The 14,746-nt window shown below is 32.7% G+C and carries 15 protein-coding genes; 8 read left to right on the forward strand and 7 right to left on the reverse strand.

Annotation, left to right across the window (positions count from 1 at the left end):
* Positions 1–2 precede the first annotated feature (2 nt).
* Together HA144_RS09180 and HA144_RS09185 are read right to left on the reverse strand one after the other, a co-directional pair.
* On the reverse strand, positions 3–1,304 hold the full coding sequence (locus HA144_RS09180) for a glycosyltransferase family 2 protein (RefSeq protein WP_209043735.1): 1,302 nt from the start codon (positions 1,302–1,304) through the stop codon (positions 3–5).
* 27 nt (positions 1,305–1,331) lie between these two features.
* A complete protein-coding gene (locus HA144_RS09185) occupies positions 1,332–2,873 on the reverse strand; it encodes a SpoIID/LytB domain-containing protein (RefSeq protein ID WP_209043736.1) in 1,542 nt (513 codons plus the stop codon).
* Between the two features lie 91 nt (positions 2,874–2,964).
* Here HA144_RS09185 and rpmI point away from each other — a divergent pair, with 91 nt between their 5' ends.
* The 6 genes from rpmI to HA144_RS09215 all read left to right on the forward strand — a co-directional run bounded on the left by rpmI (position 2,965) and on the right by HA144_RS09215 (position 7,456).
* Positions 2,965–3,162 carry a 50S ribosomal protein L35 gene (gene rpmI, locus HA144_RS09190; RefSeq protein WP_011819271.1) on the forward strand — a complete coding sequence of 66 codons (198 nt, stop codon included), beginning with the start codon at positions 2,965–2,967 and terminating at the stop codon, positions 3,160–3,162.
* Between the two features lie 28 nt (positions 3,163–3,190).
* The gene (gene rplT / locus HA144_RS09195; protein WP_011377296.1) at positions 3,191–3,538 is read left to right on the forward strand and encodes a 50S ribosomal protein L20; all 348 of its coding nucleotides are present in this window, start codon (positions 3,191–3,193) and stop codon (positions 3,536–3,538) included.
* Between the two features lie 36 nt (positions 3,539–3,574).
* Positions 3,575–4,132 (forward strand): tetratricopeptide repeat protein, encoded by a 558-nt coding sequence (locus HA144_RS09200; protein ID WP_209043737.1) that lies wholly within the window; start codon positions 3,575–3,577, stop codon positions 4,130–4,132.
* Positions 4,133–4,134: 2 nt separating this feature from the next.
* Positions 4,135–4,929, forward strand: a complete 795-nt coding sequence (locus HA144_RS09205; protein ID WP_209043738.1) for a thiazole synthase — start codon at positions 4,135–4,137, stop codon at positions 4,927–4,929.
* A 172-nt stretch (positions 4,930–5,101) separates the two neighbouring features.
* A complete protein-coding gene (locus HA144_RS09210) occupies positions 5,102–6,295 on the forward strand; it encodes an NAD-dependent epimerase/dehydratase family protein (RefSeq protein WP_209043739.1) in 1,194 nt (397 codons plus the stop codon).
* A gap of 27 nt (positions 6,296–6,322) precedes the next feature.
* Positions 6,323–7,456 carry a glycosyltransferase family 4 protein gene (locus tag HA144_RS09215; protein ID WP_209043740.1) on the forward strand — a complete coding sequence of 378 codons (1,134 nt, stop codon included), beginning with the start codon at positions 6,323–6,325 and terminating at the stop codon, positions 7,454–7,456.
* Positions 7,457–7,468: 12 nt separating this feature from the next.
* Here HA144_RS09215 and HA144_RS09220 read toward each other — a convergent pair whose 3' ends face one another.
* The 5 genes from HA144_RS09220 to HA144_RS09240 all read right to left on the reverse strand — a co-directional run bounded on the left by HA144_RS09220 (position 7,469) and on the right by HA144_RS09240 (position 13,204).
* Positions 7,469–7,717 (reverse strand): hypothetical protein, encoded by a 249-nt coding sequence (locus HA144_RS09220; protein WP_209043741.1) that lies wholly within the window; start codon positions 7,715–7,717, stop codon positions 7,469–7,471.
* 130 nt (positions 7,718–7,847) lie between these two features.
* Positions 7,848–10,757, reverse strand: a complete 2,910-nt coding sequence (gcvP, locus tag HA144_RS09225; RefSeq protein ID WP_209043742.1) for an aminomethyl-transferring glycine dehydrogenase — start codon at positions 10,755–10,757, stop codon at positions 7,848–7,850.
* A 45-nt stretch (positions 10,758–10,802) separates the two neighbouring features.
* On the reverse strand, positions 10,803–11,192 hold the full coding sequence (gcvH, locus tag HA144_RS09230; protein WP_209043743.1) for a glycine cleavage system protein GcvH: 390 nt from the start codon (positions 11,190–11,192) through the stop codon (positions 10,803–10,805).
* Positions 11,193–11,194: 2 nt separating this feature from the next.
* The gene (locus HA144_RS09235; RefSeq protein WP_209043744.1) at positions 11,195–12,487 is read right to left on the reverse strand and encodes an aminotransferase class I/II-fold pyridoxal phosphate-dependent enzyme; all 1,293 of its coding nucleotides are present in this window, start codon (positions 12,485–12,487) and stop codon (positions 11,195–11,197) included.
* A gap of 18 nt (positions 12,488–12,505) precedes the next feature.
* On the reverse strand, positions 12,506–13,204 hold the full coding sequence (locus tag HA144_RS09240) for a hypothetical protein (RefSeq protein ID WP_209043745.1): 699 nt from the start codon (positions 13,202–13,204) through the stop codon (positions 12,506–12,508).
* 75 nt (positions 13,205–13,279) lie between these two features.
* Between HA144_RS09240 and HA144_RS09245 the strand changes: the two genes are divergently transcribed.
* Together HA144_RS09245 and rplI are read left to right on the forward strand one after the other, a co-directional pair.
* On the forward strand, positions 13,280–14,218 hold the full coding sequence (locus tag HA144_RS09245) for an acyl-CoA desaturase (protein ID WP_209043746.1): 939 nt from the start codon (positions 13,280–13,282) through the stop codon (positions 14,216–14,218).
* Between the two features lie 20 nt (positions 14,219–14,238).
* Complete coding sequence (gene rplI / locus HA144_RS09250) at positions 14,239–14,694, forward strand: 50S ribosomal protein L9 (RefSeq protein WP_209043747.1); 456 nt, start codon at positions 14,239–14,241, stop codon at positions 14,692–14,694.
* The last annotated feature ends 52 nt before the right edge of the window (positions 14,695–14,746 follow it).

Below are 14,746 nucleotides of genomic sequence, written 5' to 3' on the forward strand. Positions count from 1 at the left end.
ATTTAGACTCCAGTATGAAGAGTTTTACGCCAAAGTATCTTTTTTGGGAAAATAGACATCTTTATTGTTACCCAGGGAATTACCAAAAACCAATGTGATAAATAAAAAACCGATACAAAAACCATAAAAAAATTGCTTTTTTGCAATACAGGTACTTCGCTTTTACAAGAAGAACCGTACCAAAAAGCAATTCCAGATAACATAAAAGCGGTGAATGAAATAGGCCAGTAAATTGGCGAATCTAATAAAGCAATACTGAGAACTAAATCAAAAATAGAAATAATTGGCAGTGCATATTGCAGGATGAAGAAGTAAGATAAATCAAATTTTTCCAAATAATCAATCTTATTAGTAAGTAATTGATCCCCATAATCAAAGAATCTTTGCAACCCCCCCTCTGCCCATCTTTGCCTTTGCGCTAATAAAGCATTTAGATTCTCAACTGCTTCCTCCATGACTGGAGGATCCCATAAGATTCCAATTCTAGATCTCGATAATAATAACCTTAAACTTAAATCTAGATCATCTGTAACTGTGTCTTCGTTAAAAGATCCACATGCCAATAATGTATCTTTCTTAATTAATTGACCATTTCCCCTTAATTCAGAAACTCCAGCAACAGATAATCTTCCATATTGAAAGATTGCGTCCATAGCCATTTCCATTGACTGACATGAAGTTAAAAAATTCTTACTTACATTTGTTACTGATTTTCTTAATTGAACTGCAGACCAATCACCCTCTTTTACAAAACTAAATAATCTTGTCAAAGAATCTTGTTTTAATTCAGCATCAGCATCCAAAACTAATAACCATTCACCATGAGTAAACTTCAAGGCATAATTTAAAGCCCCTGACTTTCCTCCTCCCGCGTTTGGAGAACGACTTACGACTTTTAGCTTTTCATATTGTTTAGATAATCGATCTAAAATTAAAGGCGTCTTATCAGAACTGCCATCGTCGATTATATAAATATTTAATTTATTTGTTGGATAATCTAAATTAAATAATCTTTTAACTAATCTTGCTATGACATTCTCTTCATCTCTAGCTGCGACTAAAATATCAAGCACTGGTAACTCTTTATTGCTAATTATGTTATTTACGGTATTTGAAACATTGTTCCTTTTGAAATTTCTAGAAATAACTATTAAACCGTAAAAAACAATCACTAAAGAAAGAATCAATGTAAAGTAAAAGAAATTTTCGATATTGTAAGCATGAGGAATAAAAGCCAATAAAAAACAAACACTAAGAAATATAAACGATTTCAATCTTCGATTTTTATAAAAACCCTTACTCATAAAAGTAAATTTTTAATTACTTAACTTTCATTGAGACAATATCTCAATTTTTTCGAGTTTTGCATCTCGATAGTAATGATTCAATATTTGTTCATAAGAGAATCCTAATTTAGCCATTTCAATTGCTCCTGACTGAGATAAACCTACACCATGACCGAAGCCTCCTCCTCTCAAAAGCCATAAATCATCACTTAATTTATTAATAGTAAACAAATTACTAGGTATAAAATTTAATACCCTTCGAATATCATCTTTAACTAAAACAATAGATTTATTAACTTTGTTAGTTTGTATTTCCAATTTTGTCACCCTGCCACTAAACCCACGTTCAGTAGAATTTAAATCCAAAACATCTTCATTAATATTTATAAGTTTATTTTTAATTAACTTTTCTTTAATTTCAAGACTAGAAATTTTCTTATTCCACCGAAAAAGAGAATGATTACTCCCATAAAACTGTTCTTTATCAAAATCTAAAAAATTATTTAAATCATATTCACTTTTAATTGGAAGTTTAAAAATTTTATTTAATGATTCAGAACCATCAATGATCGAATTGAAATAAGAATAATCTTGAATTTGCCAAGACTCACCTGCAGTAGCAGATACGCCACCATTAGAACCATGATAAAAAGCATTTATTGGTTGATTTCCATATGTGAGAATTAAATTTGAAGTTGCTTCTATAGCTTTTTGTACTTTTTTATTTGGAATTTTAGAAGGCTTATAAACTTGGCATTGAGTGCTTATACATAAATGATATTTATCCATAGTAAATCTATCAGAATTAAAAATTCCCCAAGTTCTTGCTATGATTGCTTGTGCCTTGAGAGCTTCTAAAGGAGAATTCGGTCCAATTTCGTATGGCAAAACACCTGCCAAATAATCGTCAAACTCAATTCTTTGAACTAATGTCCAAGTTCCATATGAATCTTTTATTAAATAAAAATTTTTGCCAAAATTAACACCATTTATTTTTATTTCATCTTGAGCATAAATATATATAGGTCCTTCGAGTTTCATAACACTATATTCACTTTTTAGTACAGGAGTAATTTGAAAATTTTCTATTTTTCTGAAAATTTTATTTTTTAATTCAAACTTTGGCAGATTATCCTCAAATGGAATCCATACTTCCCAATTTTTAGGGTAAGCAACAGTCGTCTCAAATCCTTTATTTTTAAGCTTCTCTGCTTCTTTTTTTGCTGATTCATAGCTGGCAAAAGGACCAAAAACAATTCTTTCAATCGTTTTTGGATTTTTGATGGGTATATCCACCCAAGCAATATTAATCTGTTTTGATTTATGTTTAATACCGTTAGACGATATCAGGTTTAAAAAACCTTTATCCGTGATGAATTTAATATTCTTCTTTTTAGAAAAACTATCTTTTTCCCCGCCTAGATATTGCTTTAAACCAATTAAAAACTTTCCTTTTTTAATTTCTGCATTGAGTTCAACCTTTAACAAGTCTTCTGCTTTTAGAGAAGAAGTAAATTTAGTAGTGTTAATTGCTAAAAAAGAAATACATCCTAAAAATAAATTTAAAAAGGCAAATTTAAGTTTCATAAGTTAGAAATTTCCTTATCAATTAAAAACTTTAATTTGCACCAATGCGTATAAAGGTTTAGATTAACCTAATTAAACACATTTGACTTAAATGTCTAAACTAAAAACTCGTAAATCAGCGGCCAAAAGATTTAAAGCTACTGCAACGGGTAAATTCATGAGAAGAAGAGCTTTCCACAATCATTTACTTGATCATAAAAGCTCCAAATTAAAAAGACACCTATCAACCAAGGCCGTAGTTGATGAAAGAGATGCCGATAATGTAAGATTAATGATTCCATATGCATAAATTTTTAACCAATTTTCATTAGATATTCATGGCACGCGTAAAAAGAGGCAACATAGCCAGAAAAAGAAGAAACAAAATCTTAAATCTTGCAAAAGGTTTCAGAGGTGGCAACAAAAATCTATTCAGAACCGCAAATCAAAGAGTGATGAAAGCTCTTTGTAATGCTTATAGGGATAGAAGAAGAAGAAAAAGAGATTTCAGAAGACTTTGGATTTCTAGGATTAATGCATCTGCCAGAATAAATGGAACAAACTATAGCAAGTTAATAAATGGCATGAAAAATTCAGAAATTATCATTAACAGAAAAATGCTGGCCCAATTAGCCTTAAACGACCCTAAGTGTTTTGAAAAAATCGTTTCTTCCGTTAGTAATTAGAAAAAAGAATATAATTTAAAGAAGTAATTATAAATAATGGAAATTTCTTCCTTTCAATCCTATTTAATAATTCTTTTTGTTGTCTTATTAATAATTTCTATTTTTGTATTCAGACAATTTCTAAAAACAAGAAGTGAAGAATTAAACCTAGTAAAATTCGAACAGAAAGGTTTAGATTCTCTTACTCAAGCTACAGAATTATATGAATTTGGATCTATTCAAATTAAAAAAAGATTATATTCTGAAGCTACTAAAACTTTTTTAAAAGCAATTAAAAATTATGAAAATGAACCTGATGAAGCCAAAGCCATAATAAATAATGCTTTAGGATATTCTTATGCTGCTCAAAATGAATTTCAAAAAGCAATTAAACACTACAACTCTGCAATAAAATCACTCCCAGAATATCCTATAGCCCTAAATAATCTCGCATCAGCACAACAGCGTTTATTCGAGTACGACTTGGCATATGCAACTTATCAAAAAGTTTTGGTAATAGATCCAAAAAACAAAACAGCAATTAAAAAAAGTAAGGAGTTAGAAAAAAGAAATAACTATAAACCTTATAAAGGTATTAAAGATAAGGGATTCTAAATATGAAAAACCATTCAACTTTACTAATTGGAGGAAAACAATTTTCCAGTAGATTAATGTTGGGTACTGGCAAATACAAATCTACTCAAGATATGGTAGAAAGTTTGTCAAATTCTGAGACTGAAATTATAACAGTAGCTGTTAGAAGAATTAAAAATGATCAGACCGGAGAAAATTTATTCGAAAAGATCAACTGGAAAAAATACTGGATGCTTCCTAATACAGCTGGTTGTATTAATTCCGATGAAGCAGTCAGAATAGCAATTTTGGGAAGAGAACTTGCAAAATTGTCTGGTCAAGAAGAAAATAATTTTGTGAAGTTAGAAGTAATTCCTGACAAAAAGTATTTGCTACCAGATCCGATAGAAACCCTTAAAGCAGCTGAAATTTTAATAAAAAAGGGTTTTACTGTACTTCCCTATATCAATGCAGATCCTATTCTTGCAAACAAACTAGAAGAAATAGGTTGTGCAACTGTAATGCCATTAGGCTCGCCAATTGGCTCCGGGCAAGGTTTATTAAATTTATCAAATATAAGGATAATTATTGAAAATGCAAAAGTGCCAGTAATAATTGACGCAGGAATTGGAGTGCCAAGTGAAGCTTCTCAAGCAATGGAACTTGGAGCTGATGGTGTCTTAATCAATAGTGCAATAGCACAAGCTGAAGATCCTCCTCTGATGGCTCAAGCAATAAATTATGGGGTAAAAGCTGGTAGACAAGCTTTTCTTGCCGGAAGAATTAGAAGACAATCCATTGCAGTAGCAAGTTCACCGGTAAAAAACATATCTATCTGATTCTATACATTGAATAAAGTTGGGAAAAACAGAGCAAAAATTTATTATTTAATTTTATTTATCGAATTAAGAAAGAAGATTTGAAACTATTTACAATGTTTTTTCGCAAATTGGAAGCGCACTGTAGTAATTTAATAAATATATTATGAATCTATTAATTCTGGAGTTCTGAGTGAAAGTTATTGTTCTAGGTGGAGATGGTTTTTGCGGTTGGCCTTGTGCGGTGAATTTAGCAGAGCAAAATCATGATGTGATTATTGTCGACAATTTAAGTCGTAGAAAAATTGATATTGATCTAGAGGTAGAATCATTAACTCCAATTGCTTCGATAACAGAAAGACTTTCTGCATGGAAAGAGATTGGAGGTAAGCCTATGAGATTTCTTAACATGGATATCTCTAAACAATATCAAAAATTACTCAATTTGCTCGTTAATGAAAAACCAGATTCTGTGATCCATTTTGCAGAACAAAGAGCAGCGCCTTACTCAATGAAATCTAGTTTTACCAAAAGATATACAGTAGATAATAATGTTAATGGCACCCACAACCTACTTGCTGCAATTGTAGAGAGTAATTTAGATATTCATGTTGTTCATTTAGGAACAATGGGAGTCTACGGATATGGATCACATAGAGGTGCAACAATTCCAGAAGGTTATCTAAAAGTTGAAGTTCCACAACCAGATGGAAGCAGGTTTGAAGAAGAAATATTACACCCCGCTAGTCCAGGTAGTGTATACCATATGACTAAAACTCTAGATCAATTATTATTTCTTTACTACAACAAAAATGATCTTGTAAGAATCACTGACCTACATCAAGGCATAGTTTGGGGAACAAATACAGAAGCAACTTTAAGAGATCCTAGATTGACGAACCGATTTGACTATGACGGAGATTATGGAACAGTTCTAAACAGATTTCTAATGCAAGCAGCAATTGGATATCCATTAAGTGTGCATGGGACAGGAGGTCAAACAAGAGCATTTATACATATAAAAGACTCTGTTAAATGTGTACAAATTGCTCTTGAAAATCCTCCAAAACCTGGCGAGAGAGTCAAAATCTTTAATCAAATGACTGAAAGTCATCAAGTTGGAGAACTTGCTAAAAAAGTTGCGACTCTAACAGGAGCCGATATCAATTATTTACCAAATCCAAGGAATGAAGCAGTAGAAAATGATCTAATTGTTGATAATAAATGCTTTATAGAATTAGGTTTAAACCCAACGACTCTTGATAATGGCCTATTAGAAGAAGTTGTTAAAGTTGCGAAAAAATACTCCAATAGGTGTGATCTTAAGCGCATACCTTGTGTTTCATCCTGGACTAAAAAACAAGCTGAGGCAATAAAGACTAATTAAAATTTCTGAAATACTTACCTGAAGAAAGTGAAAATTGCATTGTTTACTGAAACTTTTTTACCTAAAGTTGACGGCATAGTCACAAGACTGACTAAAACGATTGAATTTTTAATTAAAAATGGCGATGAAGTTATAATTTTTTGTCCAGAAGGGTGTCCAGAATCATATATGGGAGCAACTGTAGTTGGAGTTGCTGCAATGCCATTACCTTTATACCCAGAGTTAAAGCTTGGTTTGCCTGGTCCTGCAGTCTCAGAAAAGTTAGAAAAATTTAACCCAGATTTGATACATGTAGTTAATCCAGCTGTACTTGGCTTAGGTGGTATATGGTTGGCAAAAACAAATAATATTCCTTTAATTGCTAGCTACCATACTCATCTTCCAAAATATCTGGAACATTACGGTATGGGTATGTTAGAGCCACTTTTGTGGGAATTACTTAAAGCAGCTCATAATCAAGCCTTGTTAAATTTATGTACTTCTACCGCTATGGTAAATGAGTTAAAAGATAAAGGTATTCAGAGGACAGCACTATGGCAAAGAGGAGTAGATACTTACAGTTTTCGACCAGATTTGAGAAGTGAGAAAATGAGAGAAAAATTATTTGGACAATATAAAGACGCTAATTACTTATTGATTTATGTAGGGAGATTATCAGCAGAAAAACAAATTGAGAGAATTAAACCAGTCTTAGAAAGTATCCCTACTGCTTGCCTAGCACTTGTAGGTGACGGACCATATCGAAGCCAGCTTGAAAAAATCTTCGAAAATACTAAGACTAATTTCATTGGATATTTATCTGGAGATGAACTTGCTAGCGCCTATGCCTCTGGAGATATATTTTTATTTCCCTCTAGTACGGAAACACTTGGCTTAGTTTTACTAGAAGCAATGGCAGCAGGATGTCCAGTTATCGGAGCAAACAAGGGGGGGATTCCAGATATAATCAGCAATGGGATTAATGGTTGTTTATATGATCCTGATGAAAAAGATAATGGTGAACAAAGTTTGATTGAAGCAACAAAAAAAATCCTAGAGAATGAAGATAAAAGAGAAGTTATGAGAAAAGAAGCACGAAACGAGGCAGAAAAATGGGATTGGAATCAAGCAACGCTACAACTGCAAAATTATTATTCAGATACCCTCAAAGAAATAGATTAAACTTAACCTAAATTATGCTACGTGTGGAGGCGTAGGATTACTATACGAACTTAAAGGAAGTATTAGAGTAGCAATATTTTGATTCTTTTCAGGCCTTTTTTTCTTTGAAAATTTTTTACCAAAAGGTACTCTTATAACATTAGTTCCCTCAATTGAACAAATACTTGAATTATCTCCTGAAAAATTATTGACAAAATTTGGTAGATCGACATTTTTAGATCGCAGGTGCTTAACATTACCAGATTTAAAATCTTTAGTCATAGCTTCAAATACCCCAAAAAAATTTGATGCTTGTGTATTTTAATAAAAAAATTTAAAAAAATTCTATAAGAAAATATTAAATTTTTATTCAAATTGATAATAACTAAGTAAATAAAAGGACGCTAGTCCTTTAAGCACATTTTTTCTCTTCTAAAGTATCTTCTTGATTTACATTGCAAGAACAAATTAAATTGCGATCGCCATATGCATTATTAATCCTAGAAACTGAAGACCAAAACTTTATAGTTGTTGGAGTTTTATAAGGAAAAGAAGCTTTTGCTTTTGAATAAGGATAATGCCAAGTTTCAGCAATTAACTCTTTCAGCGTATGGGGAGCATTGCTTATTACATTATTATTAGTCAATTCATTATTATTTTCTATTTCACTGATTTCTTCTCCAATCAATAACATAGCCTCACAAAATCTATCTAATTCTGCCAAACTTTCACTTTCAGTAGGCTCTATCATTATGGTCTCTGGAACAGGCCAACTTATAGTTGGAGCATGAAAACTATAATCTATTAATCGTTTAGCTAAATCATTTACACTCAAACCAGTTCTAGATTTTAAATCTCTAAAATCTAAAATACATTCATGTGCGACAAAATTATTTTTTCCTTTATAGAGAATCTTGAATTTATGCTTTAGAGAATACGCAATATAATTTGCAGATAAAATTGCGTGTGCAGTTGCTTTCCTTAAACCACTAATACCTGCCATTTTTATGTACATCCAGCTTATTGGAAGAATACTCGCACTCCCATGCTTGGCAGAAGATACGTAATTGGAACTATTAGATAAATTATTATCCGTTAAAGAATGATTAGGAAGAAATGGGCTTAAAGTTTCTGATGAAGCAACTGGACCTACTCCTGGACCACCACCTCCATGTGGAATGCAGAATGTTTTATGTAAATTCAAATGACAAACATCAACACCATAGTGCCCGGGTTTACATAATCCAACCTGAGCATTCAGATTTGCTCCATCTAAATAGACAAATCCTCCAACTGAGTGAATTAAGTCACATATCTTTCTGATTTGCAATTCAAAAACTCCATGGGTGGATGGATAGGTCAACATAAGAGCTCCTATTTGGTTATCAAATTTCTTGACCTTGATAGACAAATCATGAAAATCAATATTTCCTTGGTCATCACATTCAACAGTTAATACATCAAAACCTGCCATAACTGCACTAGCAGGATTTGTTCCATGAGCACTTTTAGGAATTAAGCATTTTTTTCTTGAAGGTTCACCTTTTGATTCAAAATAAGAATTTATTGCCAATAAACCTGCAAACTCTCCTTGAGAGCCTGCATTTGGTTGAAAAGAAACTGATTTTAAGCCAACAATATCACTTATCCATTTTTCTAAGTCAGATATTATTTTTGAATAGCCCTTAGTTTGATCTGGTGGAGAAAAAGGATGAATGGAAGATAAATTAGCCCAAGAGACTGGACTTAACTCTGCTGCAGAATTTAACTTCATGGTACAGCTGCCTAATGGCATCATTCCATCTACCAAAGAAAAATCTTTTTCAGCAAGTCGGAATATATATCTCATTAATTCAGTTTCACTTTGGTAATTTGAGAATATATCTTGCTGCATCCATTCACTGGATCTCAAAGCTAAACTTTCAAGGTGAAATCCTTTATCAAATTTTATAAGCTCTAGATCTTCTTTTTTATCTATAAGGTTTGCTATGAAAGTTACAATATCTTTTATTTCTTTTTCACTACTAAGCTCATCTAAAGAGATCCCAAAGCCAGTTGAATCTTCAATAGTTGATCCCAACGGCAGAATTCTTAAGTTATATCCGTTTTTTAAAGCTTCATTATGGATCTTTTGGGAGTGCTCAGAATAAACGTCAACACTGTCAAATCTAATCCCATCAGGAATATCAAAACCTAGATCAATCAAACTTGATTCTAAATTTCTTCTCAACTTAACTAATCTCTTAGCAATTTGCGTTAATCCAGAGGGTCCATGATAAATAGCATAAAAAGAAGAAATAATAGCTAACAAAGATTGAGCAGTACAAATATTACTAGTGGCCTTCTCCCTTCTAATATGTTGCTCCCTTGTTTGCAATGCTAGTCTTAAAGACTTTTCTCCGTTTTTAGAAAGAGTTTGCCCGACAATTCTTCCAGGTATCAGCCTTTTAAATCTTTCGCTACATGCAAAATATGCTGCATGGGGGCCACCAAAACCCATTGGAACACCAAATCTTTGCATACTACCCACTGCAACATCAACACCAAATTCAGAAATTGGTTTAATTAAAACTTGTGCCAGTGGATCAATACATACCGTTACAATAATTTCTGATCTATGTGCTTGGGATATTAAGAATGTGGGATCAAATAGTTCCCCATTTTTACCAGGTAATTGCAATAAAATTCCAAAAACATCATCATGATTAGGAAGATTGCTTTGACTAAAGCGTTGTAAGGATATTCCCAAAGGTTTTGCTCTAGTTTGTAAAACATTAAAAGTATGATCAAAAACATTTGATTCTACTAAGTATACTTTTGAAGATTTATTTTTTCTTGCAGCAAAACTCATAGCCATAGCTTCTGCTGCAGCAGTACCCTCATCTAACAAAGATGCATTAGCGACAGGAAATCCTGTTAGTTCACAAACAATAGTCTGAAAATTAAATAGAGCTTCTAACCTTCCTTGTGCAATTTCTGCTTGGTATGGAGTATAAGATGTGTACCACCTAGGATTCTCTAGAACATGTCTTTGGATTACTTTAGGCATGTGATTGTCATAATAACCAAGGCCTATTAGAGATCTCATTTTGGTATTTTTCTTCGCAATCTCTTCTAATTCATTTAAAGCCTCAATTTCTGAACAACCTTTGGGTAATATTTCTGAAGATTTATCTTTAAGCTGAATATCTTTAGGAATAACTTGATTAATAAATTGATCAATATTATTAAAACCAAGCTTCTTCAGCATAATTCTCTCATCATTATCTCCTAACCCAAGATGCCTATCTATAAACAAATCGGGGCCAATTTTGGAAGTCATACTAAGATATTTTTCTTTAAAATAGCTCTTTTTGAAAACTTTGCCTTATTTTGGTACAACCTTTGATTGATATTCTTCGGAAGTCATCAAATCAGCAATTGATACTTTTGATCCTGGTTTCAAAATAACTAACCAACCATCTCCAATCGGATCATTCTGTAAAAGCTCGGGGTTATCAATAACACTTTCATTTACAGATACTATTTCCCCTGAAAAAGGCAGATAGACTTCCTCAACAGCCTTAACAGATTCTATTGTTCCAAAAGTCTCACCTTTCTCTAAAGTAGACCCTTGATCAACTAACTCAACAAAAACAATATCTCCTAATTGATCTATGGCAAATTCACTAACTCCAATTTTTAAAAATCCGTTTTCTTCCAAGACATATTCATGGGTATCAGCATAATTGAAGTTATCTGGAAACTGGTAAGACATGATTAAGTTGATAAAGAAAGTAGAGAATCCTTTGAAATTAATTTTTCCTCTAATAATTCAGATAATAATTGAATTAATGCAATTTTGATATGAGCTATGTGAGAACCACCTTGAACAAAAATATTATAAGGATCTCTTAGAGGAGCATCAGCAGAAAATTCACTTGTACTACCCTCAATAAATGTACCTCCTGCCATTAATAATTTTGAATCATATCCATCCATTGGTGATGGAACAACATTTAAAAAAGAATCTACTGGTGAAGAATTTTGAAAAGATTGACAAACTTTTTGTACCAAATCAGGATTATTTAATCTCACTGACTGAATAAGATCAGATCTATAAGTTGCTGGCTCTGGCAAAACCTTAAATCCCAAATTTTTAAAAACTGCTGCAACCATATCAGCACCTTTTAGTGATTCGTGAACAATTTGTGGTGCTAAGAACAAACCCTGCAAAATTAATCTTCCTAGTCCAAAATTTATTCCTGCTGATGAACCAATACCTGGTGAAGTTAATCTAGAACATGCCATCTCAACCAACTCTGAATCTCCTGCAACATACCCACCAGTAGGAACGATCGTTCCTCCCAAATTTTTAATCAATGATCCAGCAATTATATTTGCCCCTTTAGAAATTGGTTCACTATCTTCAACAAGCTCCCCATAACAATTATCAACGAAACATATACAGTTAGGATCAAGAGAATGAATCAGACTACAAATTTTCTCTATCTGATGATTAGTCAGAGATTTTCTCCAACTGTATCCACAACTTTTTTGTATAAATACTAGTTTGCATGAATTTTCTTGAAAAGAATGAATAATTTTTTCTTCAAAAGAATCAAAATTCTCACAGATATTTATTTGCTTATAGTCAATCTCAAAATCTTTAAGTGAGCCTTTACCTCCTCCCCTTATTCCTATCACTTCTTCTAACGTGTCGTATGGTTGTCCTGTAAGAGATAACATCACATCTCCAGGCCTAAGAATTCCAAATAAGACAGAACTTATTGCATGGGTGCCACTTACAAATTGCATCCTCACAGCTGCCTTTTCAGCAAGAAAAAATCTTGCAAAAACTGCATCAATTTTTTCTCTAGATATATCACCATGACCACTACCAGAAGATTGATTGAAATGACTAGTAGAAACTTTTTCTTCCTTAAAAATTGTCAAAATATTTTCTAATTTCTGGAGAACCTGATTTGATCTTTCTTGAAAAACTTGATTTAAACTCTCTTCTACAGAAAGAACAGCGTTTTCAGCCAGTTTTAAGTTATTTTTAAGTGTCATTAATTATGAAGACTCATGTTATTTTTCAGAAGCTAAATTTCTTAATTCTGCGAGGAAAGCATTAGGTCCTCTACCTTGAAAGTAAGAGAGTTTTTTTGAAGCCTCATATAAATCAAGTAGTTCTCCATCTAATTCTTCTGCCGTATAATCTCTAATTCCTGCTATTACCTCGGCAAAGCGTTCTCTACGGGTAGATTTATTGACAGCATAAGCTTCCATTACTTGAATTTTACATGATCTCCAAGCCTTATTTTGACAAAAATGCACTGATAAAGCATCACTTAATGCAGAAGCCTCTTCATCTTCAATGTACCAATCAAAAGATGAAGGAAGAGATTTTAATCCTGAAAAAATCTCAAATAACTCTCCGGCCGTCAAAGGATGACCTGAATCATTTTTCAAGGGCAATGCAGACTCTTGTAAAGATTTCCATAACTCTGGGTAGTCACTTTCCAAACGATCCCTGATTTTCTCTATACCCTGATCAAGAATCGTATTAACTTGAGCTAAAGCAAGAAAAACTTCAGGGCCTGGCGAAGATAACTTCCCATTTCTAAGATTAGAAATTTGCGAATTATGAACTTTACCTAAATCGAGAATCTCAGAAAGTAATGGTAAAACCCTATGTGACCAACCGTTCCTCTCATGCCAGAGGTGTATCAAATGAGCCATAGCCCTTCGACCTTTAGATAATTTATCGCGATATCCTAGACTCACAGATAATTAAACTTATCAATAGTATAGTATGATAATATTACATATCGGTAATTTTGAAAACAGTTTTTCAATATCATGAACTCAGTAATTTTCCAAGAAACAGCAAAATTAAAAAAACCTGTTCCAGCTGAAAAAGTTATAGAACTTTCCGAAAAATTATTAGAACCTTCAAGCCATTCAAAAAAATATCCTCCAAGACTACATAAAACTTGGGGAACAATTGTTTTCATGGTTGCAATTCATATTCTTTCTCTTATAGCTTTACAACCAAAGTTTTGGAGTCTCTCTGCAGTCATATCATTATTATTTTTTTACTGGGTGACTGCTTGTTTAGGGGTAACACTTGGTTATCACAGATTGTTATCACACAGATCGTTCATTGTTCCAAGATGGTTAGAAAGATTTTTCGCTACCTGTGGAGCTATAAGTTGCCAGCATGGTCCTATTGATTGGGTGGGTTTGCATAGGCATCACCACTCTTTTTCAGATACAGAAGTAGATCATCACAACAGCAAAAAAGGGTTTTGGTGGAGTCATATGGGTTGGATGTTCAAAGACGTTGAAGCATTAAAAACTGTTCCAAAACTAAGCGCAGATTTAATTAAAGATCCATACTATAGATTTCTAAATAAATATTTTTTATTTTTACAAATTCCTATTGGACTTTCTTTGTATGCAATAGGGCAAAAATTAGGAGTTGGAGGTTGGTCTTTGGTGCTATGGGGAATTCCATTGAGGCTTGTGGTTGTATATCACATAACTTGGCTAGTAAATTCGGCTACTCATTGTTGGGGCAAAGCGCCATTTGAAAGTGGTGATTCATCGAAAAACAATGCGTGGGTTGCTGCACTAACATTTGGAGAGGGTTGGCATAATAACCATCATGCATTTCCTAATTCAGCAAAACAAGGATTATTTAGAGGTCAAATAGATATCACTTGGGAACATATTAAGATTCTTGCGAAATTAGGTCTTGCAAAAAAAATAAAGTTACCCTCTAGGTCTTATTATTAATTATATTGTTCAATATTTTTATGGCTAAAAAAGTACAAGTCGCATTAACTGAATCAATCAGCTCACTTGGTAAAGAGGGAGATTTAGTTGAAGTAGCACCAGGATACGCAAGAAATTTTCTCTTACCTTATGGCAAGGCAATGAATGTAACACCAGCAGTTCTAAAACAAATTGAAAGGAAAAAAGAAAAAGAAAAAGTTGCTGCTGAAAAATTGAAACAAGAAGCTTTAGATTTTCAAACTGCATTATCAACAATTGGCAGATTCACTATTAAAAAACAAGTTGGAGAAGATGGTGTGCTTTTTGGAACAGTTACCAATGGGGACGTTGCCGAAGCAATAAAAGCAGCAACAAAAAAAGAAATTGATAGAAGAAACATCACAGTTCCTGATATTCATAATTTAGGTTCATTTACTGCAAAAATAAAATTACATCAAGAAGTAAATGCAGAAGTAAATATTGAAGTAACAAGTTAATCAATTTGTTGCATTATTTTGAAAAGTAGCCAGAGTATATATCTAAGCAATT

This window comes from Prochlorococcus marinus XMU1404 (assembly GCF_017696175.1).
Lineage (GTDB): Bacteria > Cyanobacteriota > Cyanobacteriia > PCC-6307 > Cyanobiaceae > Prochlorococcus_A > Prochlorococcus_A marinus_X.